The organism is Terrabacter sp. AAH1 (genome assembly GCF_054456855.1).
Map to the genome: position 1 here is coordinate 63,366 of NZ_JBTJJV010000010.1, position 25,470 is coordinate 88,835.

The following is a 25,470-nucleotide window of genomic DNA, read 5'->3' on the forward strand; positions in this document are numbered from 1 at the left end:
CTATCGCCTACAGTCCGGAGGCGTGGATCCCGTTCCGTGGCACGACGCGTGGCACGACGCCCTGTATGCCGCCGGGCGCGGTTTCTACGTCGCGCGCGGTGGGCCGGCGGCGCACTTCACGACGGCAGCGCACGGACCGACCGGGCGCGTGCTGGCCGAGGCTCTCCTGCGCCTCTGGCAGGCGCGCCACGGCGACCCGCTGCCGTCGGTCGTCGTCGACGTCGGCGCCGGCCGGGGCGAGCTGGCGACGCACCTCGTCGCCGCCTTCGCCGAGGCCGCCCAGCCGGCGGGGTATGCCGTCGCGCCGAGTCGCGACGAACCACCTCGACGCGCGGGAGTGGAGGGCGACGGCGTGCGCGTCGTCGCCGTCGACGTCGTGGACCGCCCGGACGGCCTCGACCCCCGCGTCGAGTGGCTGAGGTCCCCCGGAGGCGCCGACCTGCCTGCCGAGCTCGACGGGCTGGACGATGCGCTCGTCGTCGCCCACGAGTGGCTCGACGTCGTGCCGTGCACCGTGGCCGAGGTGGACGCGAGCGGCGTGCTGCGCGAGGTCCTCGTCCACCCCACGACCGGCGACGAGTCACCCGGCGGCCCGCTGACCGACGCCGACGCGCGGTGGGCCCGGGACCACTGGCCCGACGCCGCACCGGGCGACCGGGTCGAGGTGGGACGGTCCCGCGACCGGGCGTGGGCCGACCTCGTCGCCCGGGTCACCTCGGGCACGCTCGTGGCCGTGGACTACGGCTACACCGCGACCGAGCGGCCGCACGAGGGGACGCTGACGGCATACGCGAGGGGCGGGCTGACCCACCCCGTGCCCGACGGCTCGTGCGACCTCACGGCCCACGTCGCGATGGACACGCTCGACGCCGACGAGCTGCACCGGCAGCGCGACCTGCTGCGGTCACTGGGCCTCACCGGCGCCCGGCCCGACCACGCCCTCGCCGGCACCGACCCGCTCGGCTACCTGCGCGCCCTGGAGCGCGCAGGCGCCGAGGCCGAGCTCGCCCGGCGCGGTGGGTTCGGGGACTTCTGGTGGGCGCTCAAGCGCGTGAACGGGCCCGACGTACCCTGACCGCATGCGTCGTCTCGCCTCCGCGCTGCTCGCCCTCGGACTCCTCGTCGCGGTGCCCACCACCGCCCTGGCGCACGACGTGCTCGAGCGGACGAACCCCGCCGACGGCACGACGGTCTCGACGATGCCCGCCTCGGTGGTGCTCACGTTCTCCGAGGACCCCCTCGCGATCGGCGCCCAGGTGGTCGTCACCGGACCCTCCGGCGCGGTCTCGTCGGGCGCCCCGGCGGTCAGCGGGCGGGACGTCACACAGGCCGTCGCGCCCGACGCACCCGGCGGCGACTACACGGTGACCTACCGCGTCACCTCGGGGGACGGGCACCCGGTGAGCGGCACGTTCTCGTTCCACGCGACGGTCGGGCTCGACGGGTCCACGGCGACCGCCCCCGCCACCGTGCACGTGCGCCCGGTCGACACCGACGAGCAGGCGGCCGCCCGCGGCTCGCTGCTCGTGCCGATCCTGCTCACGGTCGTGTCGACGGTCCTGCTGCTCGGGCTCGCCGGCTACCTCGTGCTCCGCAGCCGCGAAGCGGACCGCCGCCCCTGACCGGCCTGACCCCGCTCGAGCCGGCTCGAGCCCGCTCGAGCCGGCTCAGCGAACCTCCGGCAGCGGCTGGTCGAGGAACCAGCGGTGCCCGAACGGGTCGTGGAAGACGGCGAGCCGGCCGATGGGCGGGTTGTCCTCCGGGCCACGATCGACCGTCGCACCACCCGCGCGGACCGCTGCGCAGACGGCGTCGACGTCGGCGACCGTGAGGTGCAGCGACACCGCGTTGCCGCGCGCCGGGTCGGGGGCCGCCACGCCCGCCGACTCGAACTCGTCGGACATCATCCACCGCGCCCCGTCGACCTCGAGCTCGCAGTGGCCGATGTGCCCGTCCTCCATGACGATCGGCTCGAACACCACCTCGGCGCCGAGGTGCTCGCGGTACCACTCGATCGCGGCGCGCGAGTCCGCGACGCAGATGTACGGGGTCAGCTCGCTCATGTCGTCTCCTCGAAGCGGGTGCGGTCGCCGCACCGACGCTACGCCGGGTGACGTGCGGAACGGGGCTCACGGCATACTCGGGCGCATGAGCCACGTAGGGTCGACTCCGTGAGCGAGACGACGACGCCGGCGACCCCGACGACGCCGACGGCGTCCTCGCGCGAGCGTGCCCTGACGGTCGGTGTCGGCGCGGGCGGGCTCGCGACCGCCGACATGGTGCTCAACATCGGCCCGCAGCACCCGGCCACGCACGGCGTGCTGCGCCTGCGCATCGTCGTCGACGGCGAGCGCATCGTCAGCGCCGAGCCGGTCATCGGCTACATGCACCGCGGCGCCGAGAAGCTCTTCGAGGTGCGCGACTACCGCCAGATCATCGTGCTCGCCAACCGGCACGATTGGCTCAGCGCCTTCAGCAACGAGCTCGGCGTCGTGCTCGGCGTCGAGCAGATGCTCGGCATGGAGGTGCCCGAGCGAGCCGTCTGGGCGCGCACCGCGCTCGCCGAGCTCAACCGCGTGCTCAACCACCTGATGTTCCTCGGCAGCTACCCGCTCGAGCTCGGCGCGATCACGCCGGTCTTCCACGCGTTCCGCGAGCGCGAGGAGCTCCAGGCCGTGATGGAGGAGGTCTCGGGCGGCCGCATGCACTACATGTTCAACCGCGTCGGCGGCCTGAAGGAAGACCTGCCGGCCGGCTGGATGGGCCGGGTCGACAAGGCGATCGCCAACGTGCGCAAGCGGCTTCCCTCGCTCGAGCGCCTCATCGTCGGCAACGAGATCCTCGAGGCTCGCACCCGCGGCGTCGGGGTGCTCCCGCTCGAGACCGTCCGGGCGTACGGCGTCTCGGGCCCGATCGCGCGGGCGAGCGGCCTCGACGTCGACCTGCGCCGCGACGCGCCCTACCTCGCCTACGGCGAGCTCTTCGGCGACAAGGGTCCGGGGCGCGTCGTCACCCGCTCCGCCGGTGACTGCCTCGCGCGCCTCGAGGTGCTGCTCGAGCAGGTGCACGTCTCGCTCGACCTCGCGCAGGCCTGCCTCGACCGGCTCGTCCAGCTGCCGCAGGGACCGATCAACGTCAAGCTGCCCAAGGTGCTCAAGGTCCCCGAGGGCCAGATCTACTGCGCCACCGAGAACCCCCTCGGCTTCAACGGCTACTACCTCGTCTCGCGCGGCGAGAAGACGCCGTGGCGGCTCAAGCTGCGCTCCGCGTCGTTCAACAACGTCAGCGTGCTCTCGGAGATGCTGCCCGGTCAGCTCATCGCCGACATGGTCGCGATCCTCGGCTCGATGTTCTTCGTCGTCGGCGACGTCGACAAGTGAGGGGCGTCGTGCCGGACCCCTCCCCCTCGCGTATGCCGTCGCGCCGGGTCACCCGCGCGACCGTCCTACGTGCCGCAGCCGTCACGGTCATCACCGCCTCCGTCACGCTCGCCGCGGCCTGCTCGGACGAGGACACCGTGGACACGGTGCCGCCGCCCTGGCCGACCCGCACGACGACGCCCGACGGCCCGCCCCAGCCGCCCACCTCGACCACCGAGCCCGTGCCCTCGTCGACGGCCATCGTCACCGGCACCACCTGAGGGGCGTCGTCAGAAGGCGGGCACGCCGGCCACCCGGGGCCGACCGGACACGACGTCGATGACGGGCCGTGAGCCCAACGGCTTCGCCAGCTGCACGCGGGCCGGGAGCGACGCGTAGTCGGCCGTGCACGCGGTGCCCTTGGGCAGCGGGGGTGTGGTGCCGCCGACGACCACCATGTCGTCCAGCTCGACGACGTGCGCGACGAGGCCCTCGTCGCAGCCGCCCCCGGCGATGCCGACCTCGATCGTCGCGCCGTCGACGCGCCTCAGCGAGTCCATGCCCCGCACCCCGTCCGGCGGGCTCGGCAGGCCCGGCAGCGGGTCCTGCGGCTGCGGGCGGGTGAACACCCCGTCCGCGACCGCGATGACCGAGATGGTGTGCGGGAGGCCCTGGATGGTCAACCGCCAGACGGGGACCGTCGCGTCGCCCTGGGTGGTGCGCACCTTCGCCTCGGCGAGCACCGCCCTGGACACGACGAGCCGGCACGCGGCGGCCGGGACGCCGTCACAGGGCTTCGGGCCGGCGACCGCGCCGTCGAGGGCGCGGTCGAGGGCAGGGCGCACGGCGACGAGGTCGACGGGGCGGCTGCCGCCGTCAGGGAGCCGCACGGTCCCGCTGCCCGCCGCAGCCCGGTCGACGCCGGGAGCGAACGTGACGTGGCCGTACATCCAGGCGATCTTCTGCTCGCTCGTCTCGAAGCCCTCGTCCAGGGCCCAGCTCGAGAGGAGCAAGGGTCCGGTCGGGGGCACGGGCAGCCCGGCGCGACGCACCGCCACGGCGACCACCCTCGCGCGGTCGGCGAACTCCGCCGACGGGGGGCGGACCGGCACGAACGCCGTGCCCGGGGGCGCCGGGGCCGTGCCCAGGCCGTCCCGCACCGGGACGCTCGTCACGGCGTCTGAGCCACCCGAGCCGCCAGAGCCGCCCGGGCCACCCGGCGCCACTGCGGACCCACAGCCGGCGAGCAGGCCCGCGCCGAGCGCCAGCGTGACGGCCCACCGACGGGTGCGCCCGGTCGTCCCTGCACGTGCCCCCAGAGGTCCCATGTCATGGATGACACCAGACGGAGGCGGTTCGTTGCGCTCAGGCGCGGTCGAGGTCGTCGTCCTCGTCGTCGCGTGGTCGCAGCCGGCACCAGGCCTGCACGAGCATCCCCGCGGCGGCCAGCAGCACCGCGACGGCGGCGTGCACCAGGAACGGCCAGATGCGGCCACGCTGGGACTCGACGTCGGCGTCGGGCAGCAGCACGAGCACGTTGGCGAGGTACCAGCCGACCAGCACCGAGCCGGTGAGCGCCCCGGCCTGGCCGAGCACGAGCGTGCGGGCGGCCCTGAGCGGCGTGATCGCGGGGTTCGGCGCGCCGTCACGCACCTTGCGCACCTGCCACCCGGCGACCAGCAGGCCGCCGCCGAGGAAGAGCATGGCAACCGCCCCGACCCAGCCCGGCTCGGGCACGGAGCTGCCGCCGGACGACATCAGCCGCAGCACGAGCCAGACGAGCACCGTCATGGCGACGGCTGCGAGCACGAGGGTCGTGGCGCGCACGCCGGAGTGTGGTCTCACTGCTGCTCCCAGTGGGGACCGGGGCGCACACCCGATCGGTCGAGGTCGGCCAGGAGGTCCGCCACCCGACGTATGCCGTCCGCGCCGGGTGCGATGCGCAGCGTGGCCCTCGGGTCGGCGTCGTTCCACGGCACGAGCACGAAGCCGCGCTCGTGGGCACGAGGGTGCGGAAGGGTGAGCTCTGGGTCGTCGTCGACGACCTCGCGGTGACCGCCGGGCTGGCCGTACTGGACCAGGTCGAGGTCGAGGGTCCTTGCACCCCAACGGGTCTCGCGGGTGCGGCCGTGGTCGGCCTCGATGCGGTGCAGCTCGGCCAGCAGGTCGTGCGGGTGCAGCAGCGAGCGTGCCACGACGACCGCGTTGAGGTACTCCGGCTGCTCGGGGCCGCCGACCGGGTCGGTCGCGACGATGTCGGAGACGGCCGTCACGGTGAGGCCCGGCAGCGCGGTGAGCGAGGCGACGGCATCGACGAGGGTCTGGCCGCGGTCGCCGAGGTTGGTGCCGAGCGCGATGACGACGTGGGCCGCGTTGGTGCGTTCGATGCGCACCTGGACGTCGGTGAAGGGCTGCCCCACGGGCGCCTCGGGCTTGTGCACGACGACCTCGACCCGGTCGACGAGGTCATGGCGCAGCACGTCGTCGGCGATGACCTCGGCTAGCCGTTCGATGAGGTCGAAGGAGGGCCCGGTGATGCGGGCCACCACGTCGGCGGCGACCTCGGCGTAGTTGACGGTGGCGGCGAGGGCGTCGGTGCGCCCGGCCGGCTCGAGGTCGATGACCATCGTCACGTCGACGACGAACGTCTGGCCGTCGCGCTTCTCGACGTCGAGCACGCCGTGGTGGCCGCGGGCGGAGACGCCCTGCAGCACGATGCGGTCGACCATCAGTCGGTGTCCTCCAGGTGGTCCGGCAGGTCGGCCGGGGCGTGGTCGAGGGCGGCCTGCACGACCGAGAGGGCACGCACGGTCGAGGCGACGTCGTGCACGCGTACGCACCACAGACCCGCCATCGCCGCCATCACCGAGGTGGCCGTCGTCTCGACGTCGCGCTCGGCAGCCGGGCGGGGAGCCTCGTCGGCGCCGCGTCCGAGGCGTCCGAGGAACGTCTTGCGCGACGCGCCGAGCAGGACGGGGTGACCCAGGTCGTGGAGCGCCGGCAGTGCCGCCATGAGGGCCCAGTTGTGGTCGGCGTTCTTGGCGAAGCCGAGCCCCGGGTCGAGCACGAGGTTGTGCGCCTCGATGCCTCCACGCAGCAGGGCGTCTCGCCGCTCGGCGAGCTCGCGGCACACGTCGTCGACGACGTCGTCGTAGTGGGCCCGCGACTGCATGCTCGTGCTGTGGCCCCGCCAGTGCATCGCGATGAAGGGCAGCCGGTCGGCGGCCACCCAGGGCACCATCTCGGGGTCGGCCAGCCCACCGGAGACGTCGTTGACGATCGTGGCACCGGCATCGACGGCCGCGCGTGCCACCGCGGCGCGCATCGTGTCGACCGAGATGACAGCGCCCTCGGCGGCGAGAGCGGTGACGACGGGCACGACGCGGCGCAGCTCCTCCTCGACGGAGGGGCGCTCGGCACCCGGTCGCGTGGACTCCCCTCCGACGTCGACGATGTCGGCGCCCGCAGCCAGCACCTCGCGGCCGTGCGCGACGGCGGCGTCCTGCTCGAACCACTCCCCGCCGTCGGAGAACGAGTCGGGGGTGACGTTGACGACCCCCATGACCAGGGTGCGTTCGCGCTCGCCGAGGAGCGCTGCGCTGACCTCGGCTGCGTTCACTTGTTGCCCTCGAGCATGAGTGCCATGGCCTCCGCTCGAGTGGCCCCGTCGCGCAGCTGGCCGCGCACCGCCGAGGTGATCGTGCTCGCTCCCGGCTTGCGGATGCCGCGCATCGACATGCAGAGATGCTCGGCCTGGATGACGACGATGACGCCGCGCACCGACAGGTGCTCGACGAGCGCGTCGGCGATCTGCGAGGTCAGCCGCTCCTGCACCTGCGGGCGGCGGGCGAACACCTCGACGAGCCGGGCGAGCTTCGACAGGCCCGTGACCCGGCCGTCCTTGTCGGGGATGTAGCCGACGTGGGCGACGCCGTGGAAGGGCACCAGGTGGTGCTCGCACGTGCTGTAGAGCTCGATGTCGCGCACGATGACGAGCTCTTCGTGGTCGATCGAGAAGGTCGTGCTGAGGACGTCCTGGGCCGTCATCTCGAGGCCGGCGAAGATCTCGGAATAGGACCGCGCGACACGAGCAGGCGTGTCGCGCAGTCCCTCACGGTCGGGATCCTCGCCGATGGCGAGCAGCAGCTCGCGAACCGCGGCCTCGGCCCGCGCGTGGTCGATGGCCACGCTCAGCCCTTCTCGCCCGGGTTCACCGGCTGGTCGTCGGGCACCTCGATGACCTGCTCCGGCGGGTGCTCCTCGGCCAGCGGGTGCGCACCGACCGAGGCGGCCTCGTCGATCTGCTCCTCGATGACCTTGTCGGCCGGGACCGGCGGGGGCAGGTGGCCGTTCTGGCCGCCGGCACCGTTCTGGCTCGCCGCGATCTCGGCCGGCGTGAGCACCGGCGGGCGGTCGCTCAGCTGGCGCGTCTGCGACGACAGCCAGGTCGGGCGGGGCGGCTGCTTCACGACCGGCTTGAAGAGCTCGGCGAGCTCGTGGACGTTGAGCGTCTCCTTCTCGAGCAGCTCGAGGACGAGGTGGTCGAGCAGGTCGCGGTTGGCGTTGAGGGCGGCGTACGCCTCGTCGTGGGCCGCGTCGATGAGGGCGCGGACCTCTTCGTCGACGATGCGCGCGACCTCCTCGGAGTAGTCACGCTGGTGGCCCATGTCGCGACCGAGGAAGACCTCGCCCGTGCTCTGGCCCAGCTTGATCGCGCCCACCCGCTCGGACATGCCGAACTCGGTGACCATCTTGCGCGCCATCCCGGTGGCCTTCTCGATGTCGTTGCTGGCACCGGTGGTCGGCTCGTGGAAGACGATCTCCTCGGCGACGCGGCCACCGAGGGCGTACGCGAGCTGGTCGAGGATCTCGTTGCGCGTCGTGGAGTACTTGTCGTCGATCGGCATGACCATCGTGTAGCCGAGGGCCCGGCCGCGCGGCAGGATCGTCACCTTCGTCACCGGGTCGGTGTGGTTGAGCGCCGCGGCGACGAGCGCGTGACCACCCTCGTGGTACGCGGTGATCTTGCGCTCCTTGGCCGACATGATGCGGGTGCGCTTCTGCGGTCCGGCGATGACGCGGTCGATCGCCTCGTCGAGGGCGACGTTGTCGATGACCTTCTTGTCGCTGCGGGCCGTCAGCAGGGCGGCCTCGTTGAGCACGTTCGCGAGGTCGGCACCGGTGAAGCCGGGCGTGCGGCGGGCGACAGCCAGCAGGTCGACATCGGCCGTGACGGGCTTGCCCTGGGCATGCACCTCGAGGATGCGGTGGCGGCCGATCATGTCGGGCGCGTCGACGGCGATCTGGCGGTCGAAGCGGCCGGGACGCAGCAGCGCCGGGTCGAGGATGTCGGGGCGGTTGGTCGCCGCGATGAGGATGACGTTCGTCTTGACGTCGAAGCCGTCCATCTCGACGAGCAGCTGGTTGAGGGTCTGCTCGCGCTCGTCGTGACCGCCGCCCATGCCGGCGCCGCGGTGGCGGCCGACGGCGTCGATCTCGTCGACGAAGACGATGGCCGGCGCGTTGGCCTTGGCCTGCTCGAAGAGGTCGCGCACGCGGCTCGCGCCGACACCGACGAACATCTCGACGAAGTCGGAGCCCGAGATCGAGTAGAACGGCACGCCGGCCTCACCTGCGACGGCGCGGGCCAGCAGCGTCTTGCCGGTGCCCGGCTGGCCGTAGAGCAGCACGCCCTTGGGGATCTTGGCGCCGACGGCGAGGAACTTCGCCGGCTCCTGGAGGAACTCCTTGATCTCCTGCAGCTCCTCGATGGCCTCGTCGCAGCCGGCGACGTCGGCGAAGGTGACCTTGGGGGTGTCCTTGGTCGCGAGCTTGGCCCGCGACTTGCCGAACTGCATGACCCGGTTGCCACCGCCCTGCATCTGGCCCATGAGGAACCAGAAGAGGCCGAGGATGATGATGATCGGCAGGATCGAGAAGAGCAGCGAGCCGAACCAGCTCGGCTCGTCGATCTGGTCGTCGACGCCCTTCGTCGGCGGCTTGGCGTTGAGCGCGTCGACGACGTCCTTGCCGCGGGCCTCGACGTAGAAGGCGTAGACCGACTTCGCGTCCTTCACCGTGCCGTCGGGCGAGGTGTAGGGCGTCTTGAGGGTCAGCTCCATGCGCTCGTTGTTGAGCAGCTTGGCCGACTCGACGTTGCCGTCGGTGATCTGCTTCATGGCAGCCGACGTGTCGATCCGGGGCGGCCCGGACTCGGAGAACATCATGCCGAAGACGAGCGCGCTGATGAGGACCAGGATCCACAGCAGTGGGGTGCGCAGAATGCGTTTGGCGTCCATGTACGTGCGGGGCTGGGGCGCCCCGGTCCTCCTGCTCGTCCGGTGAGTCTTTCCACCGGGCTCAACGTCCGGCGGACTACCAGTGTTCCGCATCGCGGGGTGGCACGGCCAACCCGGCCACCCCTTCTCCTACCCGTCCGCGGGGAGCACGCACCGTGCACGCCGCGGCCACCCAACCTCGAGTGCTCACTTCCCGACGCGGCAAGTCAGTCGAGTGCCCAGTTTCCGACGCGGGTGCGCGTCGGGAAGTGAGCACTCGACTCAGGTCGTGGCGGCGCGCAGCGCCTCGAGCACGCGTCGGTCGATGCCGTCGGGACTGAGCCGGGCCTCGTAGTTCGCGTTGCCCGCCCAGTCGGCGAGGGCGCTCCCGACGCCGTCGGCCCCGGACGCCACGAACCCGGCACGGGCCAGCCGCTCGCGTACCTCGTCGGCGAGCTCGCCGACGAGTGGCTGGACGTCCTCCGGCTTGCCGAAGTACATCTCCCAGTCCGCGTGCAGGCGCGCCAGCTCGGTCACGGGGTCGGCGTGGTCGTCGACGCGGAGGTCGGCGAGCACCCCGCACGCGTCGTAGCCCGAACCCGGCTCGACGGCATACAGGGCCGCGCTCTGGCGTCCCCGCGAGTCGCCGCCCGCGGCGTCACCGGCGGCGAGGGCCGCCAGCAGGCGCCGGGCGAACGGCTTGCCGGCGCTCTCGTGCCAGGCCCGCTCCATCTCCTCGACGACGTCGGGACCGGTCAGGATGTTGCCCTGGATGGCGTATGCCGTGTCGCCCTCGTCGCGTGCGACGCCGCCCGCCCAGGGGTTGCACTCCGATCCGGTGTGGGTGGCCGCCGAACCCGTGCCGACCACCCCGAGCTGACGCGTCTCGCGCCCGTCGTCGAGGGCGGTCGCGGCGGCGAGCGCCTCGTCGGCGGCCTCACCCGTGGCGAGGCGGCCGAGCAGCTCGTCGAGGTAGGCCACGCGCGCGTACGACTGCGTGGCGACGGCGCCGACGCCGCTGCGCGCGGCGGGGACCACCGCGCCGACCGCGAGGAACTTCGAGGCGACCGCGACTCCGTAGGCCTCGCCCTGGCGGGCGACGATCGAGAAGGTCATTCGTAGACGTGGGGTGCGAGGGTGCCGACGCAGCGCAGGTTGCGGTACTTCTCCGCGTAGTCGAGGCCGTAGCCGACGACGAACTCGTTGGGGATGTCGAAGCCGACGTACTTGACCGGGATGTCGACCTTGACGACGTCGGGCTTGCGCAGCAGCGTGCAGATCTCGACCGAGGCCGGGCTGCGCGACTCGAGGTTGGACTTGATCCACGAGAGCGTCAGGCCGGAGTCGATGATGTCCTCGACGATGAGCACGTGGCGGCCGCTGATGTCGGTGTCGAGGTCCTTGAGGATGCGCACGACGCCCGAGGACTTCGTGCCGGAGCCGTAGGACGAGACCGCCATCCAGTCCATCGGGGCGGTGCCGGGCAGGGCGCGCATGAGGTCGGCCATGACGACGACCGCGCCCTTGAGGACGCCCACGAGCAGGAACTCCTTGCCCTCGTAGTCCTTCCAGATGTCGGCGGCGAGCTCGGAGAGGCGGGTCTGGATCTGCTCCTCGGTGAGCAGGACCTTGGCCAGGTCATCTCCCATGTGCTCGTGGTCCACGAAGGCTCCTCTGTGCGGGTGGTGCGGGGTAGTTCCGGGCGGGTCCATTCAACCGCACCGGCTCGGCGGGGCGGGAACGCCGTGGAGGGTTGACGTCGCCCTGGCGGCGACAAGCCTCCACGGGGCCGTGTGGCGGTCAGGCGATGGCCGACTCGCGGAGGGGGCTGAAGACGATGGCCCCCGCCGTGCGTGACACCGCGATGCCGCCGGGCACGTGGAGCGGCCCCTGCCCGTGCCACGACGTCAGGAGCGCGTCGAGGGACTCGACGTGGGCGGCGTTGACGTCGGCGAGCGGGGCGCCCGCCTCGGCCGCGAGCAGCCGCCACACGCGGGTGCGGATCGCCCGTGGCAGCCCCGACAGGGCATCGAGGTCGACGCCGTTGCCGCCGGGCCCGGTGGGCAGCTCGGCCCTGGCCTTGATGGCGAGGCTCTCGAGGTAGTCGGCGTCCTCGCGCAGCAGGTCGGCGCTGCGGGCGAGAGCGGCCCCGAAACCGGGTCCGAGGTCGGACTCGAGCGTCGCGAGCAGGCGCCGGGCCCGCACCCGCCGGAAGGAGTCGTCACTGTTGTGGGGGTCGGTCCACGGCTCGATGCCGTAGGCCGCGCAGGCGGCGAGCGTCGTCGCGCGCGGCAGGGCGAGGAGGGGGCGCACGAAACGGTCGCGGCGCACCGGCATACCGCTGAGGGACCGGGCCCCGGAGCCGCGTGACAGACCCAGCAGCACCTGCTCGGCCTGGTCGTCGCGGGTGTGGCCGATGAGCACCATGGACGCGCCGGCGCGGTCGGCTACGCCCTCGATGGCGACGTAGCGTGCCGAGCGTGCGTCGGCCTCGAGGCCGGCGCCCGTCGTGTGCAGGTCGGCGCGCACCACCTCGACGGGGTCGAGGCCGAGCTCGCGGCACAGGTCCGCAGCGTCTGCGGCGACCTGGTCGGAGCCCTCCTGCAGGCCGTGGTCGACGACGACCGCGCCACCGCGCACGCCGGCACGCGGCGCCTCGAAGGCGAGGGCGGCCGCGAGCGCTACGGAGTCGGGGCCACCCGAGCAGGCGACGAGGACGACGCCTCCCTCGGGAACGTCGGAGAGGTGCTCGCGCACGGCGAGACGGGTGGCGGCGACGGCGGGGTCGGGACCGGGCATGTCGTGCGGGCTCCTCACCGGCTCAGCCGTGGACCCGACGCACCCAGGCGTCCGGCTCGAGGATCTCGGAGGCCCGCGGGAGCGTGTCGGGCGAGCTCCACACCGCGTTGAACCCGTCACGGCCCACCTGGTCGGTGACGGCCCGCACGAACACGGCGCCGTCTCGGTACTGCCGCATCTTCGCCTCGAGGCCGAGCAGCTTGCGCAGCAGCCGGTCGACGCCGACCGAGCTGTTGCGGCGCTCGTCGAACTTGCGGCGGATCTCCTGGACGCTCGGGATGACGCGGGGCCCGACGGCGTCCATGACGACGTCGGCGTGGCCCTCGAGCAGCGACATGACGGCGGTCAGGTCGGCGATCTTCGCCTTCTGCTCGGGAGTCGCGAAGAGCTGCCCGAGCCCCTCGCCCGAGCTGAGCACCTCGGGGAGGTTCTTCGTCAGCTGCTCGAAGCGCTTGCTGAGGTCGTCGGGCGTCGGCGCCATGTCGACCGCCAGGGCCTGGGTGCTGGCGACCATGTGCTCGCGCAGCCACGGCACAGCGGTGAACTGCACGCGGTGGGTCTCCTCGTGCATCGCGACCCAGCGCCGGAAGTCGGTCGGGTCGACCGCCAGCTTGCGCTCGGTGGCGACGATGTTGGGCGCGACGAGCAGCAGCCGCGGAGTGCCACCCGGGGCGAGGTCGTACTGCCCCAGCACCTTGCTGGAGAGGAAGGCGAGCAGCCCACCCATCTCGGCGCCGGTGACCTTGCCACCGATTGCCGCAGCGGCAGCGCTCGTCTGGCCCTTCTTCGAGGCGTTGAGCTTGTCGACGACCGGCTCGAGCAGGGCTCGGAAGGAGTCGACGTTGGCGCTGATCCAGCCCACCCGGTCGACGACGAGCGGCGCAGGAGCATCGTCGGGCGCGGTCATCGCGCTCGTCTCGGCGACGGGGGCGACCGCCGACGCGGCGGCCTCGCGCAGATCGGCGACGATGGCTGCGGCCTCGTCGCCGGAGACCTGCGGGCCGGGGTTGACGATGGCGCGGCCGGTCTTCTTCGCGAACTCGTAGTCGACGTAGGCGGCCGGCGCACCTCCCGACGGGTCGGGACGGCCGGCGTCCACTGGGAGGGTCGTGTCGGTCATGCCAGCCCTTTCGTGCCGGGACGTTGTCGTCTTTCGCGCGTGGTGTCTGGAGGGGCGGACGGCTGCGGGCACGAGCCCGCCCATCGTGGTGGTCGCACTCCCCGAGCTGCCCGTGGGCCTGTCAGCGACACCCGCACGAGGCGACTGTCGCTACCAGTCGGTCCAACGCCGCCCGGGCGTCGTTGGTTCCCGCTCCGGCGACCATACCCACGAAGACCAACAGCCGACCGTCGTCGTCGACGACGCTTCCGGCCAGGGCGTTCGCGCCGGTGAGGGTGCCGGTCTTGGCGCGGGCGCGGCCGGCTGCGGCGTGGTCGGAGCCGGTGAGCCGCTCGGCGAGCGTGCCGGTGAGCCCGGCGATGGGGAGGCCGTCGAGGGCGCGCCTCAGCACCGGGTGGGTGCCGTCGTAGCCGAGCACGAGCACGTCGGCGAGCAGGTCGGCCCGCACCCGGTTCTCGCGGGAGAGCCCGCTCGCGTCGAGGAGGCGTACGCCGTCGGTGGCGAGCCCCAGCGCCGCGACCTGGGTGACCACCCAGGCGCCCACTGCGGCGAAGTCGGTGCGGGCGCCCGAGCGGTAGGCCGCCTGGCGGGCGAGGATCTCGGTGAGGGCGTTGTCGCTGTCGGTGAGGGCGAGCGCGAGCTGGTCGCGAACCGGCGCCGACTCGACGCTGCCGAGCACCGAGCCGGGGCCGCTGGCCGGGGCGCTGCCGGTGCCGGCGGCAGAGGCGGTGGTCGTGTCCGTGGCGCCGTCCGTGGGCGTCGCGTCGGGCGGGGTCGTGGGACTGCCGGTGGTGGCACTCGAGTCTGTCGGCGTGGGCATGGGCGAGCCCGGTGTGCCCGGGGCGTTGCCGCGCGGCGCGACCGTGACGTCGACACCGAGCGCCTCGAGCTGCTGCGCGAACCGGCTGCGCACGGCCGCCACGGGGTCGGCCGGGCCGGGCTTGCCGCCGGTGGCCCGCTGGCTCGACAGGCCGAGCATGGCGACGGCGCCGGTGATGCCGGAGCTGCGGAAGGTCGGGCTCCAGGTGGGGGCGGTGGTGGGGCCGTCGGCATACGTCTCGTCGACGTAGAGCGTCACCGCCGTCGTGCCGCTCTTCGCCAGGGCCGCGGCGACCTGCTCGGCGAGGTCGCGCAGGCCTGCGTGGCCGGCAACCGCGTCGGCGTCGCCCTTGCCGGGTGCGAGCAGGGAGTCGCCTCCCGCCACGAGGACGATCTGGTCGGGGCGGTCCCCCTCGCGCACGACCGTGCGCAGCGTCTCGCCGGGGGTGAACGCCCGGCCGATGGCCGCGGCGGAGAGCAGCTTCGTCGTCGACGCGGGGATGCGCAGCTGGTCGCCGCCCCGGTCGAGGAGGACGGCACCGGTCTGCCCGTCACGGACGACGACGGCGGAGTCGCGCAGTGCCGACAGCGCGAGCACCGGCGCCAGCGCCTGCTCCACCCCGGCCCGGGTCGGCGCGGCCGGATCGCCGACCAGTGACGGCAACGGGGCGTCCACCGACGTCGGCAGAGAGGGTTGCGGCACGAGCGGCAGGGTGCGCTTGGCGACGTACTCGGTCGGCGGGGGTGGCGGCAGTGGGCGCAGCGTGAGCAGGCCCGGGGCCGCGTCGGCGACGTCGAGGACGGCATACCCGAGCAGGATGGCGACGACCGACCAGGCGGTGGCGACGGCATACGTGAAGCGGGGGGCACGCCGCAGCGTCGTTCGCGCCACGCTGCTCACCCCCGTCCGCCGTCCGTCGCGTTTCGCGCGAGGACCGCCCTTGCTGCCACACTGTCGCGGACGATTCTGTCAGCCGCCGCCGGGTGCCTCGGCACCCGAGCCGCCTACCGAAGACCGTGAAGAAGGGGAAGACGTGGAGTTCGACGTCACCATCGAGATCCCGCGCGGACAGCGCAACAAGTACGAGATCGACCACGAGACCGGGCGTGTCCGCCTCGACCGTTACCTCTTCACCCCGATGGCCTACCCCGCCGACTACGGCTACATCGAGGACTCCCTCGGCGAGGACGGCGACCCGCTGGACGCCCTCGTGCTGCTGCCCGAGCCGCTCTTCCCCGGCGTTGTCGTCGAGGCCCGCCCGATCGGCGTCTTCCACATGACCGACGAGGCCGGCGGCGACGACAAGGTGCTCTGCGTGCCGGTCGACCCGCGCACCGCCGACGTCCAGGACATCTCCGACGTCAGCAAGTTCACGCTCGACGAGATCCAGCACTTCTTCGAGCGCTACAAGGACCTCGAGCCCGGCAAGCACGTCGAGGCGTCCGACTGGGGCAACCGCGAGGCCGCCGAGAAGATCATCACCGAGGCGCTCGACCGCGCCAAGGAGCAGGGCGTCTCGACCGCCCGCTGGGCGATGCCGCAGGGCCACTGAGCGTCACTGAGCCCGTCCACTTCCGAGCCGGCCCTCCGTCACCTCACCCGAGGAGGCGGAGGGTCAGCCATGTCGCGGCCATGAACACGGCGAACGTCGCGACGCCGAGGCCGGCGAGGGCGCGCGGCGTCCAACCCCTTGCGGTGTCGGTGTCCGTGCTGGCCTCCCCCGCCTCCATCCGCTCCCGTATGCCGTCGAGCCGGGCCACGAGGTCGAGCGCGGTGCGTGGGCGGCGGGCCGGGTCGTGCGCGAGCGCCTCGCGCAGCAGCACGTCGAGGTCGCGGGGTGCGCCGATCTCGTGGGCGACCGGCGCCGGCGCTACGCAAGGTCTTCAGCGGAGTCGCGAACGCTGAGGGGAACGGGACAGGAAACCAGTACGTGATGCAGTTCCGCACCGAGACGGATGCGCGGCGAATGGTCGACCGTGTCACTGACTGGCGCTGGTCGTGTCCGTCTTCGAAGGATCCCGCCCACCCGGCCACGTCGGTGCTGAGCGAGGTGCACCAGGTCCGCCTCGACGGGCAGTCCGAGGGCCAGTGGTGGACCATGCGCATATCCACCGACGGCTACACACACCGAGCTGGTGGTCGTGGTGCGTGTCGGCGCTCGGGTTTCAGTCGTGGATGTCTTCCTGCCGTCAGGCAAGACGGTCCCGAGCGCAGCCGCACTGGTGCGTCGCTCGGCGGCCCGACTGGTCTGACGGCCCTCGATCGATCAGGACTGGGCGGCGACGACCTCCCACAGGGGAGCGCCGGCCCAGCGGTCGGTGAGCTCGCCGCAGACCTGGCCGACGAGGTCGACGAACTCGACGACGAGCGGGGTGAGCCGCGTGTCGCGCGCGTGGACGGCCCAGAGCTCGCGGTGCAGGCGCGGACGCTCGAGCTCACGATGAGTGGTGCCGGGCATGGTGCGCGCCGCCATCTGCGAGATGACGGCGACCCCGAGCCCGGTGGCGACGAGGGCCTGCGCCACGTCGTAGGACTCCGTCTCGAACTGGATGCTCGGCTCGACACCGGCCGACGCCGCCGCGGTGTCGAACTGGTCGCGTGCGGCCTGTCCGGCGAGGATCACGATCCACCGGTCGCCGCGCAGCTGGCTCATCCGGACCCGTCGGCCCGCCGCCGTGGCAGCGAGCCGGTGGTCGCTCGGCAGGCACAGCACGAGGGGGTCGCGGAAGAGGCGCGTCGCCGTCAGCCAGGCCGGCAGCGTCGGCTCCTCGCCGTAGGAGCCGATCACGGCGACGTCGAGCTCCCCCGCAGCGACGCGCTCGAGCAGGTCGGGGCTCGTGCCCTCGACGATCGAGAGGTCGCCCTCCGGGTGCCGGTGTCGCAGGGCCGTGACCGCCTCGGGCAGGACCCGGAGCGCCGCAGACATGAAGGTCCCGATGCGCAGCCGTCGGGAGGTCCGGGTCAGGGCGCCCGACATCTGCGACTCGGCGAGCTCGCACACGGCGTCGATCTCGCGACCGTGCGCCGCCAGCGCCTCCCCGGCGTCCGTGAGGCGGGCTCCACGAGAGCCTCGGACGACGAGCGGAACGCCCCACTGGCGTTCGGCCCGAGCCACCTGACCGGTGACGGCCGCAGGGGTGACACCGAGCTCGGCGGCCGCCCCGGCGAGGGAGCCGTGGGCGCCGACGAGGGCGAGCATGCGCAGCTGTTCCGGCTCGATTCGCATTAACTGATCTTAATGCTCTGACTCAACGATGTGACTTCACTGACATCCCTGTGGAGCGAAGACTCGACGGCGTGACCATCGCAGCCGCGCTCCTCGCCTTCCTGCCCGTCGCCGTGTCGCTCGTCCTCGTGCCCGGTGTCAACAACCTCGTCGTCCTGCGCGAGACGGTGGCGCACGGGCGACAGGGCGGGTATGCCGCGATCGCCGGCACGAGCATCGGCATCCTCGCCTGGTCGGCGGCGGTGGCCGTGGGGCTCGGTAGCCTGGCGACTCAGCACCCGCAGGCCTTCGTGTGGTTCCAGGTCACCGGCGCGTCCCTGCTGATCGCGAACGGCCTGTGGTCGGGGCTGCGGGTGCTCCGACGCCCCGAACCGGCACGCAACGAACAATCGAGAGAACACTCCGTCCCGTTCCGGCCGACCGATCGTTCCGATGGCAGGGGACGGAGCGTTCTCTCGATTGAAGGGCGGGCCAGCTTCCGGTCGGCGGCGGTCACCTCGCTCGCCAACCCGCGCTGCCCGGTGACGGCGGCCTCGGTGCTGCCGCAGTTCGTCGCGCCCGGGTCGGCCGCCGCGATGACGACGCTCGCTCTCGGCGCGCTGTGGACCCTCGTCGCCGGCTTGTGGAACGTGGTCGGCGTCCAGCTCGCCCACCGCGGCCGCGGGCTGCTCTCACGACCGAGCGCGAAGCGCGCCATCGAGGGCGTCAGCTCCATGGCCCTCGTCACGGTCGGCATCTCCGTCGCCACGGCCGCCACCTGACGCAGACCCTGCGCGCGAACGCAGCGTTCGGCGTGTCTGGCCGCGGGGTCAGCCGGCTTCGGCACTTTCGGCAGCTGCGGCGACCGCGACCGGCTCACGGCGCGGCCGGAGCACGACCGCCGCCACGAGCAGGGCCACGAGCGTGAAGCTCGCCGAGGTGTAGAACGCCGGCTCGACGCCCGGGACGAACTGGCCCGGGACCGACTGCGAGGCATACACGCTCACGATCGCCGCCAGTCCCACCGCTCCCCCGAGCTGCTGCGCCGTCTGGAGCAGACCCGAAACGGTGCCGGCCTGGGACCGCTCGACGCCGCCGAGCACGACGACGGTGACCGGCATGAAGACCAGGGCGGCCGAGACGCCGTTCAGCACCAGCGCACCCAGGAGGTGGGCGGCATACGTGCTCGTGGTGGAGATCGAGCTGAGCCACACGAAGCTCGCCGTGAGACCCAGGGTGCCCGTGAGCAGCATCGGCCGGGGGCCGACCTTGGCGACGAGGCGGGCGCTGACCCGCGAGGTCGCGAAGATCGCGAGGCTGAGCGGCAGGAACGCGGCACCGGTCGCGACCGGGCTGAAGCCGAGCACGAGCTGGAGGTACTGCGTCACGAGGAAGAACGTCGAGAACTGCGCGCCGACGACGAGCGCCATGAGCACGAGGGCTCCCCCGCGCGTGCGGTTGCGCACCAGCGACAGCGGCAGCAGCGGCGCCGCGACGCGGTTCTCGGTGCGGACGAAGAGTCCGAGCAGGGCGACTCCGACCACGAACGAGGCGAGCGTCAGGGGCGCCGTCCATCCACGGTCGGCGGCGCTGATGAAGCCGTGCACGACCGCGACGGAGCCGAGGGTGGCCGTGACCGCGCCGACGACGTCGAAACGACCGCGGATGCGGGGCGTCTCGGTGACGAAGCGTCGGGCGAGCAGGAGGACTGCAGCGCCGATCGGCACGTTGACGAAGAGCGTCCAGTGCCAGCTGACGAAGTCGGTGAGGACACCGCCGAGGAGCAGGCCGATGGACGCGCCCGCGGACGAGACGGCCGTGAACAGGGCGAGGCCCCTGTTGCGGGCCGCCTCGTTCGGGGCGCTGGTCGTCACGAGGGCGAGCACGCCGGGGGCTGCCAGTGCCGCACCGACGCCCTGCAGGGTGCGCGCGGCGATGAGCCAGGTGGGAGACGTCGCGAGGCCGCCGAGGAGGCTCGCGACGGTGAAGATGCCGAGGCCGAGCTCGAAGGTGCGTAGCCGCCCGAGCACGTCACCGAGACGACCGCCGAGGAGCAGTAGTCCGCCGAAGGCGAGGGTGTACGCGTTGAGCACCCACGACAGGCCGGCGGGCAAGAAGCCGAGGTCGGTCTGGATGTGTGGCAGCGCGACGTTCACGACGGTGGCGTCGAGCACGAGCATGAGCTGAGCGACGAGCACGATGCCGACGCCGACCGCGGCCCGGCGGGTCTCGCGGGGGCTCGACCGCCGTGTCGATGACTGGGCGGCGCCGGTCGGCGCCTGGGAAGTGCTGGTGGACATCGGGAACCTCAGGATTCCGGGGTGTTGGGCTGGAGCTGGGCCTGGATCTGGGTGTGGACCTGGTGCCGCGGCTTCTCCTGGTCGACGCCCTCGGGCGCCATCGGGGTGAAGGCGGTGGCACGGGTGCGGGGAGCGCCCGACGGGCGGGAGGCGGTGCCGGTCCCGCCGGGGGTGCGGCTGACGAGCGGTGCGCGGTAGGTGGTCGCCAGGTGCGACATGTGCACGCGCAGGGCCTGTCGGGTGGGGCGGATGGTGGTTGTCATGGGTGCTCGACTCCTCTTTGACGACGGTCGGCGCTACGATTAGCGGAGAACCACTCCGGTTCTGCCTGACCCACAATACGGAGACAGTCTCCGTTTTAGCAAGGGAGTTTTCTCGTGACGCCTGCCGCCACCGGCAAGGCGACGCTGGAATCGTCGCCGAGTTCCGTTGCCACAGAAGCGAATTCGCTGGCAATAGACTCCACCGAAGCTCCCCAGAAATCTGCCCGGCCGATGCGCGCCGACGCCCGCCGCAACTACGACAAGATCCTCGCGACAGCCCGGATCGTCTTCACCGAACGCGGCACGGACGCCTCCCTCGACGAGATCGCCAAGCGCGCCGGCGTGGGCCCGGGCACCCTCTACCGCCACTTCCCCACCCGCGAGGCCCTGGTCGACGCGCTGATGCAGGACTGGACCGACCGGGTCGCGTCCGACGCCGAGGCAGCCATCGCCTCCGGCGCCCCCGCCCCCGCGATGCTGCTCGACTGGTTCGAGCACTTCATCGACCACATCACCCTGCACCGGGGTGCCGCGACGAAGATCTGCGCGGCCATGGACGACCCGGCGTCGCCGATGTACCGCAAGTGCCGCGTCATGGGCGAGGCCAACCGTCGCGTCATCGAGCACCTCGACGAGCGCGGCGAGCTGCGCCCCGGGGTCGACGCGGCCAACGTCATGCGCCTCGTGAGCGGCGTCGCGAGCGTGGCCGACACGAGCCGGGCCGAGATCGAGGTCCGCCCGATGCTCGAGGTCGTCGTCGACGGGATTGTCCGCGCCTGACTCGTGGTTGCAGGGGCATGACCCTCGACCTCCGCATCTTCACCGAGCCCCAGCAGGGCGCCACCTACGACGACCTGCTCGCCGTCGCGCGAGCCGCCGAGGACCTCGGCTTCGGCGGCTTCTTCCGCTCCGACCACTTCCTCCACATGGGCGGCGACGGCGGCCCCGGCCCCACCGATGCGTGGACGACTCTCGCCGGCCTCGCGCGTGACACCTCGACGATCCGTCTGGGCACGCTCGTCACCTCCGCCACCTTCCGCCTGCCCGGGCCGCTCGCCGTGCAGGTCGCCGGCGTCGACCAGATGAGCGGCGGACGCGTCGAGCTGGGACTCGGCGCCGGCTGGTTCGAGGCCGAGCACACGGCATACGGGATCCCCTTCCCGCCGCTCGGCGAGCGGTTCGACCGTCTCGAGGAGCAGCTCGCAGTCATCACCGGCCTCTGGGCCACCGAGCCCGGCGCCACGTTCAGCCACGACGGGCCCCACTACCCGGTCAGCAACTCGCCGGCCCTCGCGAAGCCGAGCCAGACGGGCGGCGTGCCGATCATCATCGGCGGTGGCGGGGCACGCCGCACCCCCGCTCTCGCCATCAGGTATGCCGCCGAGTTCAACGCGCCCTTCAAGTCCGCCTCCGAGGCCGGCCTCCTCTTCGAGCGGGTGCGCGACGCCGCTCGCGACGCGGGTCGCGACCCGTCGTCGCTGACCTACTCGGCCGCGCAGGTCGTGTGTCTCGGCAAGGACGACGCGACCCTGCGACGCCGCGCGGACGCGATCGGGCGCGACCTCGACGAGCTGCGCGAGAACGGCCTGACCGGCTCGCCCGACGAGGTCGTCGACCGGCTGGGGACGTTCGCCGAGGCCGGGGCCGAGCGCGTCTACCTCCAGGTGCTCGACCTGTCGGACCTCGACCACCTCGCCGACATCGCCGACGGTGTCCTGCGCCAGCTCGCCTGAGCGCCTCTGCGACTTGATATCCATAGGTTCTCTATGTAAATTGTGAGAGGTGACCGCGCCGACGACCCTGGGCAACGACCTGCTGCGCTCGGCCGCGCGACTCTCGCGCTGGGCGAGCCGGCACGCGTCGTTCGACGTGCCGTTCGCGCAGGCCCGCCTGCTCGCCCTCCTCGACGAGCTCGGGCCCTCGCGCGTCAGCACCCTCGCGGCCGCCGACCACAGCAGCCAGCCGACGACGACCACCCAGCTGAACCGCCTCGAGGCGGCCGGCTGGGTGCACCGTGCGCCCGACCCCGACGACGCCCGGGCCACGCTCGTCAGCCTCAGCGAGGAGGGCCACGCCGCGCTCGACAGCGTGCGCCTCGCCCGGCTGGCCGTCCTGTCCCCCGCCCTCGACCAGCTCGACGGCCCGGCGCTCGCCCGCGTCCAGGTCGCCATCGACGTCATGAACGAGCTGCTCGCCAAGGCGGCGGACACCACCGACCCGCACCCCACCCGAAAGGACGGATGACCACCCCATGTGGCGTCAACCCAAGACCGTCTGGTCGATCGCCTTCGCCTGCGTGATCTCCTTCATGGGCATCGGCCTCGTCGACCCCATCCTCAAGCCGATCGCCGACGAGCTCGGCGCCGGCCCCTCGCAGGTGAGCCTGCTCTTCACGAGCTACCTCGCCGTCATGGGCGTGGCGATGCTCGGCACCGGCTGGGTCAGCAGCCGCGTCGGCGCCAAGCGCACCCTGCTGCTCGGCCTCGCCCTCATCATCGTCGGCTCGGCCCTCGCCGGCAGCCAGGACACCGTCGGCGGCATCGTCGCCTTCCGCGCCCTCTGGGGCCTCGGCAACGCCCTCTTCATCGCCACCGCGCTCGCGACGATCGTCAACGCGGCGTCCGGCTCGGTGAAGCAGGCGATCATCCTCTACGAGGCCGCCCTCGGCGTCGGCATCGCGACCGGCCCGCTCCTCGGCGGCTGGCTCGGCGGCATCTCGTGGCGCTGGCCGTTCTACGGCGTCGCCGTCCTCATGGCCGTCGCCTTCATCGCCACCGTGACCACCCTTCCGGCCACCCCGGCCGCCGCCCGCCCGACCTCGATCGCGGCGCCCCTGAAGGCCCTCGGGCACCGGGGACTGCTCACCGTCGGCCTCACCGCGCTGCTCTACAACTTCGGGTTCTTCACGCTGCTCGCGTTCACGCCGTTCCCCCTCGCGATGGGCGCCCACGAGATCGGCTTCATCTTCTTCGGCTGGGGCCTGCTGCTCGCCATCACCTCGGTCTTCGTCGCGCCGATGGTGCAGCGCCGGTTCGGCACGATGGCCGGCATCGTCGGAGCCCTGCTCGGCTTCGCCGTCATCCTCGCCGTGATGGCCGTCGCGACGGACAACAAGACGGTGCTCGTCGTCGGCGTCGTCCTCGCCGGCGCCTTCCTGGGCGTGAACAACACCCTCATCACCGAGACCGTCATGAAGGTCGCCCCCGTCGAGCGCGGCGTCGCGTCGGCGGCCTACAGCTTCGTCCGCTTCAGCGGTGGCGCGGTCGCCCCGTGGCTGGCCGGCAACCTCGGCGAGAAGTCGATCCACCTGCCGTTCTGGGTCGGTTCGGTCGCGGTCGTGCTCGCGGTCGTCGTGCTGTCGACGGCACGCCGCGTCATCGGCGCCCTCGACGAGGCACCCGGTCACGGGGCCGAGCCGGTCACCTCGCGCACGGAGGCCGAGGCCCTCACCGTCGGCGACGCCTGACCGCCCCTGAGTCCCTCAGCCCCCGCGAGCGCAACACACCGAACAGGTCGCAACCCACCGGGATCGGATCCCGGTGGGTTGCGGCTTTCACGGTGTGTTGCGCAGGAGGTCGGCCAGGCCGGTTGCGCCGCGTCGCCGGCGTCCGCCGCGGATGTCATAGGACTCGACGAGCAGCTCGGCGAGCTCACGCAGGTCGAGTCGGTCCAGCCGCGCCCACATCGTGACGCGGAAGCGGAAGGTGTCGATCCGCACGAACGTGTCACGTCGACCAGCGAGCGCCAGCGACGTGTCCATCTCGCCGGTCCACACCTGGACGAGCTCGCGTCCCTCGTCGTCCCACCGCAGGCGGGCGAACGTATGCCGTCCGGCGTGCCAGGCGGGCGACCCCTCGTGCGCGACTCCGAGCTCCGCTCCGGGCAGCCGACGGGCCAGATCGTCCACGTCGGCCCACGTCGCCATCTCGCCTCCTCCCGAGCAGGCTAGACCCCACGGGCCGGCCACTCGACGGTTCGGGGCGGGGGTGTCAGTGGAACGTGACGGAGCGGCCGGCCTGCATGGCGGCGTACGCCTCGGGGTCGGCCTCGAGGGCGGCCCGGCGCGCCTTGTGCCGGTAGCGCAGGACCTGCACGATGCCAAGGGCCCACACCGGGTACTGCACCGTCATGGCGACCCGGAAGGCGTCGACGTCCCACGTCGACGGACCACCCGGGGCGACGTGGTCGAGCACCACACCGACGAGCGCGACGGCGGTGAGCGTCGCGACGAAGCCGCCGGTGTTGACGATGCCCGAGGCGCTGCCGATGCGGGTCGGCGGGTTGAAGGTGCGGGCCACGTCGAAGCCGATCATCGAGCCGGGACCGCCGACGGCGATGAGCACGACGAGGGCGACGAGCAGCCACAGCGGTGCCCGTCCGGGCCAGAGCAGCACGACGGTCCAGGCGACGATGGCCGCCGATGCGATCCAGAGCACGAGGGTGCTGCGCGAGAACGGGTAGCGCATCGTCAACGTGCCGATGACCGGGCTGGAGACGACCGTCGTGACGACCATGACCATGAGCAGGATGCTCGCCGTCGCGGGTGAGAGACCTTGGCCGGCGACGAGGAACGGGAAGCCCCAGAGCATCGTGAACATGTTGGCCGCGAACTGTGACGTGAAGTGCGACCACAGCCCGAGGCGCGTGCCCGGCACGAGCCAGGCAGCCCGCAACGTGCGGGCGACGGCTCGCAGGCGCAGCTCGTCACGGTGACGGTCGGCGTACGGGCTGTCCTTGACCAGCACCACGAGCGCGATGCCGGTGACGACACCGAAGGAGGCGGCGACGGCATACGACGGCGTCCACCCGAACCGGTCGAGCGCGGCGGCGAGGGGGCCCGCCGACGCGAAGGCGCCGATCTGACCGAGCACGCCCGTCAGCTGGGTGACCATCGGGGTGCGCCGCGGGGAGAACCACAGCGCGACGAGGCGCAGCACCGAGATGAAGACCATCGCGTCGCCGATGCCGAGCAGCACTCGGCACACGAGCGCTGCGCCGAACGAGTGGACGAACGCGAAGCCGAGCTGGGCGACCGTGAGCAGGGTCAGGCCGATGCCGAGCAGCTTCTTCGAGCCGTAGCGGTCGAGCAGCGCACCGACGGGCAGCTGCATCGCCGCGTAGACGAAGACCTGCACGATCGTGAACGTCGACAGCTGCGAGCTGCTGATGCCGAAGCGCTCCGCGGCGTCGAGACCGGCGACACCGAGCGACGTGCGGTGGAAGACGGCGAGCACGTAGACGGCGATCGCCGCTGCCCAGACTGCCCAGGCGCGGCGACCGTCGAGGGGGAAGAGCTGTCCGGGGTGGGTGGTGCTCGTCATCCGGT

28 protein-coding genes are annotated in these 25,470 nt (G+C 72.4%); 10 read left to right on the forward strand and 18 right to left on the reverse strand.

Going from position 1 to position 25,470, the window contains the following annotated elements; genetic code table 11:
• Positions 1–22: 22 nt before the first annotated feature.
• Entirely contained in the window at positions 23–1,075 is a 1,053-nt protein-coding gene (locus ACXR8F_RS15335) for an SAM-dependent methyltransferase (protein ID WP_458801741.1), read from the forward strand.
• 4 nt (positions 1,076–1,079) lie between these two features.
• Positions 1,080–1,622, forward strand: coding sequence for a copper resistance CopC family protein (locus ACXR8F_RS15340; protein ID WP_045187171.1), 543 nt, complete (start codon positions 1,080–1,082; stop codon positions 1,620–1,622).
• 45 nt (positions 1,623–1,667) lie between these two features.
• Here the strand turns inward: ACXR8F_RS15340 and ACXR8F_RS15345 are convergent, their stop codons facing one another.
• Positions 1,668–2,063: a VOC family protein gene (locus ACXR8F_RS15345; protein WP_458801743.1), complete on the reverse strand. Its 396-nt coding sequence runs from the start codon at positions 2,061–2,063 to the stop codon at positions 1,668–1,670.
• Between the two features lie 213 nt (positions 2,064–2,276).
• Between ACXR8F_RS15345 and ACXR8F_RS15350 the strand changes: the two genes are divergently transcribed.
• Positions 2,277–3,380 carry an NADH-quinone oxidoreductase subunit D gene (locus ACXR8F_RS15350; protein WP_458801862.1) on the forward strand — a complete coding sequence of 368 codons (1,104 nt, stop codon included), beginning with the start codon at positions 2,277–2,279 and terminating at the stop codon, positions 3,378–3,380.
• Between the two features lie 8 nt (positions 3,381–3,388).
• Positions 3,389–3,640: a hypothetical protein gene (locus ACXR8F_RS15355; RefSeq protein ID WP_458801745.1), complete on the forward strand. Its 252-nt coding sequence runs from the start codon at positions 3,389–3,391 to the stop codon at positions 3,638–3,640.
• Between the two features lie 9 nt (positions 3,641–3,649).
• On the opposite strand, the gene ACXR8F_RS15360 is transcribed toward ACXR8F_RS15355, so the two are convergent.
• From ACXR8F_RS15360 to ACXR8F_RS15410, 11 genes are all read right to left on the reverse strand, one after another.
• Complete coding sequence (locus tag ACXR8F_RS15360; RefSeq protein WP_458801747.1) at positions 3,650–4,687, reverse strand: hypothetical protein; 1,038 nt, start codon at positions 4,685–4,687, stop codon at positions 3,650–3,652.
• Positions 4,688–4,724: 37 nt separating this feature from the next.
• Entirely contained in the window at positions 4,725–5,186 is a 462-nt protein-coding gene (locus ACXR8F_RS15365) for a DUF3180 domain-containing protein (protein WP_458801749.1), read from the reverse strand.
• Positions 5,187–5,200: 14 nt separating this feature from the next.
• A complete protein-coding gene (folK, locus tag ACXR8F_RS15370; RefSeq protein WP_458801751.1) occupies positions 5,201–6,088 on the reverse strand; it encodes a 2-amino-4-hydroxy-6-hydroxymethyldihydropteridine diphosphokinase in 888 nt (295 codons plus the stop codon).
• Positions 6,088–6,921 carry a dihydropteroate synthase gene (folP, locus tag ACXR8F_RS15375; RefSeq protein WP_458801864.1) on the reverse strand — a complete coding sequence of 278 codons (834 nt, stop codon included), beginning with the start codon at positions 6,919–6,921 and terminating at the stop codon, positions 6,088–6,090. Before folP ends, folK begins: the two co-directional genes overlap by 1 nt.
• A gap of 53 nt (positions 6,922–6,974) precedes the next feature.
• Positions 6,975–7,547 carry a GTP cyclohydrolase I FolE gene (gene folE, locus ACXR8F_RS15380; RefSeq protein WP_045187185.1) on the reverse strand — a complete coding sequence of 191 codons (573 nt, stop codon included), beginning with the start codon at positions 7,545–7,547 and terminating at the stop codon, positions 6,975–6,977.
• A gap of 2 nt (positions 7,548–7,549) precedes the next feature.
• Positions 7,550–9,658, reverse strand: coding sequence for an ATP-dependent zinc metalloprotease FtsH (gene ftsH / locus ACXR8F_RS15385; RefSeq protein ID WP_045187188.1), 2,109 nt, complete (start codon positions 9,656–9,658; stop codon positions 7,550–7,552).
• 261 nt (positions 9,659–9,919) lie between these two features.
• On the reverse strand, positions 9,920–10,753 hold the full coding sequence (locus ACXR8F_RS15390; protein WP_458801754.1) for a DUF1028 domain-containing protein: 834 nt from the start codon (positions 10,751–10,753) through the stop codon (positions 9,920–9,922).
• Positions 10,750–11,301: a hypoxanthine phosphoribosyltransferase gene (gene hpt / locus ACXR8F_RS15395; protein ID WP_045187192.1), complete on the reverse strand. Its 552-nt coding sequence runs from the start codon at positions 11,299–11,301 to the stop codon at positions 10,750–10,752. Before hpt ends, ACXR8F_RS15390 begins: the two co-directional genes overlap by 4 nt.
• Positions 11,302–11,437: 136 nt before the next feature.
• The gene (tilS, locus tag ACXR8F_RS15400) at positions 11,438–12,436 is read right to left on the reverse strand and encodes a tRNA lysidine(34) synthetase TilS (RefSeq protein ID WP_458801756.1); all 999 of its coding nucleotides are present in this window, start codon (positions 12,434–12,436) and stop codon (positions 11,438–11,440) included.
• A 22-nt stretch (positions 12,437–12,458) separates the two neighbouring features.
• A complete protein-coding gene (locus ACXR8F_RS15405) occupies positions 12,459–13,556 on the reverse strand; it encodes a zinc-dependent metalloprotease (RefSeq protein WP_458801758.1) in 1,098 nt (365 codons plus the stop codon).
• A 121-nt stretch (positions 13,557–13,677) separates the two neighbouring features.
• On the reverse strand, positions 13,678–15,267 hold the full coding sequence (locus ACXR8F_RS15410) for a D-alanyl-D-alanine carboxypeptidase/D-alanyl-D-alanine-endopeptidase (protein ID WP_458801759.1): 1,590 nt from the start codon (positions 15,265–15,267) through the stop codon (positions 13,678–13,680).
• A 142-nt stretch (positions 15,268–15,409) separates the two neighbouring features.
• On the opposite strand from ACXR8F_RS15410, the gene ACXR8F_RS15415 reads away from it, so the two are divergent.
• Positions 15,410–15,928 (forward strand): inorganic diphosphatase, encoded by a 519-nt coding sequence (locus tag ACXR8F_RS15415; protein ID WP_458801760.1) that lies wholly within the window; start codon positions 15,410–15,412, stop codon positions 15,926–15,928.
• 43 nt (positions 15,929–15,971) lie between these two features.
• Here ACXR8F_RS15415 and ACXR8F_RS15420 read toward each other — a convergent pair whose 3' ends face one another.
• Positions 15,972–16,199, reverse strand: coding sequence for a hypothetical protein (locus ACXR8F_RS15420; protein WP_458801762.1), 228 nt, complete (start codon positions 16,197–16,199; stop codon positions 15,972–15,974).
• Positions 16,200–16,642: 443 nt separating this feature from the next.
• Positions 16,643–17,602 (reverse strand): LysR family transcriptional regulator, encoded by a 960-nt coding sequence (locus tag ACXR8F_RS15425; RefSeq protein WP_458801763.1) that lies wholly within the window; start codon positions 17,600–17,602, stop codon positions 16,643–16,645.
• Positions 17,603–17,673: 71 nt separating this feature from the next.
• On the opposite strand from ACXR8F_RS15425, the gene ACXR8F_RS15430 reads away from it, so the two are divergent.
• The gene (locus tag ACXR8F_RS15430; protein WP_458801764.1) at positions 17,674–18,363 is read left to right on the forward strand and encodes a LysE family translocator; all 690 of its coding nucleotides are present in this window, start codon (positions 17,674–17,676) and stop codon (positions 18,361–18,363) included.
• Between the two features lie 48 nt (positions 18,364–18,411).
• Here the strand turns inward: ACXR8F_RS15430 and ACXR8F_RS15435 are convergent, their stop codons facing one another.
• Positions 18,412–19,881 (reverse strand): MFS transporter, encoded by a 1,470-nt coding sequence (locus tag ACXR8F_RS15435; protein WP_458801765.1) that lies wholly within the window; start codon positions 19,879–19,881, stop codon positions 18,412–18,414.
• An 8-nt stretch (positions 19,882–19,889) separates the two neighbouring features.
• Positions 19,890–20,144 (reverse strand): hypothetical protein, encoded by a 255-nt coding sequence (locus ACXR8F_RS15440; protein ID WP_458801767.1) that lies wholly within the window; start codon positions 20,142–20,144, stop codon positions 19,890–19,892.
• Positions 20,145–20,375: 231 nt separating this feature from the next.
• Here ACXR8F_RS15440 and ACXR8F_RS15445 point away from each other — a divergent pair, with 231 nt between their 5' ends.
• From ACXR8F_RS15445 to ACXR8F_RS15460, 4 genes are read left to right on the forward strand one after another with little or no spacing between them, the layout of a single operon-like run.
• The gene (locus tag ACXR8F_RS15445) at positions 20,376–20,924 is read left to right on the forward strand and encodes a TetR/AcrR family transcriptional regulator (protein ID WP_045187223.1); all 549 of its coding nucleotides are present in this window, start codon (positions 20,376–20,378) and stop codon (positions 20,922–20,924) included.
• Between the two features lie 17 nt (positions 20,925–20,941).
• The gene (locus ACXR8F_RS15450; RefSeq protein ID WP_458801769.1) at positions 20,942–21,877 is read left to right on the forward strand and encodes an LLM class F420-dependent oxidoreductase; all 936 of its coding nucleotides are present in this window, start codon (positions 20,942–20,944) and stop codon (positions 21,875–21,877) included.
• A gap of 49 nt (positions 21,878–21,926) precedes the next feature.
• Positions 21,927–22,388 carry a MarR family winged helix-turn-helix transcriptional regulator gene (locus ACXR8F_RS15455; protein WP_045187228.1) on the forward strand — a complete coding sequence of 154 codons (462 nt, stop codon included), beginning with the start codon at positions 21,927–21,929 and terminating at the stop codon, positions 22,386–22,388.
• A 7-nt stretch (positions 22,389–22,395) separates the two neighbouring features.
• Positions 22,396–23,610 (forward strand): MFS transporter, encoded by a 1,215-nt coding sequence (locus tag ACXR8F_RS15460; protein WP_458801771.1) that lies wholly within the window; start codon positions 22,396–22,398, stop codon positions 23,608–23,610.
• A gap of 87 nt (positions 23,611–23,697) precedes the next feature.
• Here ACXR8F_RS15460 and ACXR8F_RS15465 read toward each other — a convergent pair whose 3' ends face one another.
• Together ACXR8F_RS15465 and ACXR8F_RS15470 are read right to left on the reverse strand one after the other, a co-directional pair.
• The gene (locus ACXR8F_RS15465) at positions 23,698–24,069 is read right to left on the reverse strand and encodes a hypothetical protein (RefSeq protein WP_458801773.1); all 372 of its coding nucleotides are present in this window, start codon (positions 24,067–24,069) and stop codon (positions 23,698–23,700) included.
• Between the two features lie 64 nt (positions 24,070–24,133).
• Positions 24,134–25,465: an MFS transporter gene (locus ACXR8F_RS15470; RefSeq protein ID WP_458801775.1), complete on the reverse strand. Its 1,332-nt coding sequence runs from the start codon at positions 25,463–25,465 to the stop codon at positions 24,134–24,136.
• Between the last annotated feature and the right edge of the window lie 5 nt (positions 25,466–25,470).

Bases quoted from the DNA above. Each gene is read 5' to 3' on its own strand.
- ACXR8F_RS15340 (WP_045187171.1), top strand. From the start codon at position 1,080: ATGCGTCGTCTCGCCTCCGCGCTGCTCGCCCTCGGACTCCTCGTCGCG.
- ACXR8F_RS15345 (WP_458801743.1), bottom strand. From the start codon at position 2,063: ATGAGCGAGCTGACCCCGTACATCTGCGTCGCGGACTCGCGCGCCGCG.
- ACXR8F_RS15350 (WP_458801862.1), top strand. From the start codon at position 2,277: ATGGTGCTCAACATCGGCCCGCAGCACCCGGCCACGCACGGCGTGCTG.
- ACXR8F_RS15360 (WP_458801747.1), bottom strand. From the start codon at position 4,687: ATGGGACCTCTGGGGGCACGTGCAGGGACGACCGGGCGCACCCGTCGG.
- folK (WP_458801751.1), bottom strand. From the start codon at position 6,088: ATGGTCGACCGCATCGTGCTGCAGGGCGTCTCCGCCCGCGGCCACCAC.
- folP (WP_458801864.1), bottom strand. From the start codon at position 6,921: ATGGGGGTCGTCAACGTCACCCCCGACTCGTTCTCCGACGGCGGGGAG.
- ftsH (WP_045187188.1), bottom strand. From the start codon at position 9,658: ATGGACGCCAAACGCATTCTGCGCACCCCACTGCTGTGGATCCTGGTC.
- ACXR8F_RS15390 (WP_458801754.1), bottom strand. From the start codon at position 10,753: ATGACCTTCTCGATCGTCGCCCGCCAGGGCGAGGCCTACGGAGTCGCG.
- tilS (WP_458801756.1), bottom strand. From the start codon at position 12,436: ATGCCCGGTCCCGACCCCGCCGTCGCCGCCACCCGTCTCGCCGTGCGC.
- ACXR8F_RS15405 (WP_458801758.1), bottom strand. From the start codon at position 13,556: ATGACCGACACGACCCTCCCAGTGGACGCCGGCCGTCCCGACCCGTCG.
- ACXR8F_RS15425 (WP_458801763.1), bottom strand. From the start codon at position 17,602: ATGCGAATCGAGCCGGAACAGCTGCGCATGCTCGCCCTCGTCGGCGCC.
- ACXR8F_RS15435 (WP_458801765.1), bottom strand. From the start codon at position 19,881: ATGTCCACCAGCACTTCCCAGGCGCCGACCGGCGCCGCCCAGTCATCG.
- ACXR8F_RS15440 (WP_458801767.1), bottom strand. From the start codon at position 20,144: ATGACAACCACCATCCGCCCCACCCGACAGGCCCTGCGCGTGCACATG.
- ACXR8F_RS15445 (WP_045187223.1), top strand. From the start codon at position 20,376: ATGCGCGCCGACGCCCGCCGCAACTACGACAAGATCCTCGCGACAGCC.
- ACXR8F_RS15450 (WP_458801769.1), top strand. From the start codon at position 20,942: ATGACCCTCGACCTCCGCATCTTCACCGAGCCCCAGCAGGGCGCCACC.
- ACXR8F_RS15460 (WP_458801771.1), top strand. From the start codon at position 22,396: ATGTGGCGTCAACCCAAGACCGTCTGGTCGATCGCCTTCGCCTGCGTG.
- ACXR8F_RS15465 (WP_458801773.1), bottom strand. From the start codon at position 24,069: ATGGCGACGTGGGCCGACGTGGACGATCTGGCCCGTCGGCTGCCCGGA.
- ACXR8F_RS15470 (WP_458801775.1), bottom strand. From the start codon at position 25,465: ATGACGAGCACCACCCACCCCGGACAGCTCTTCCCCCTCGACGGTCGC.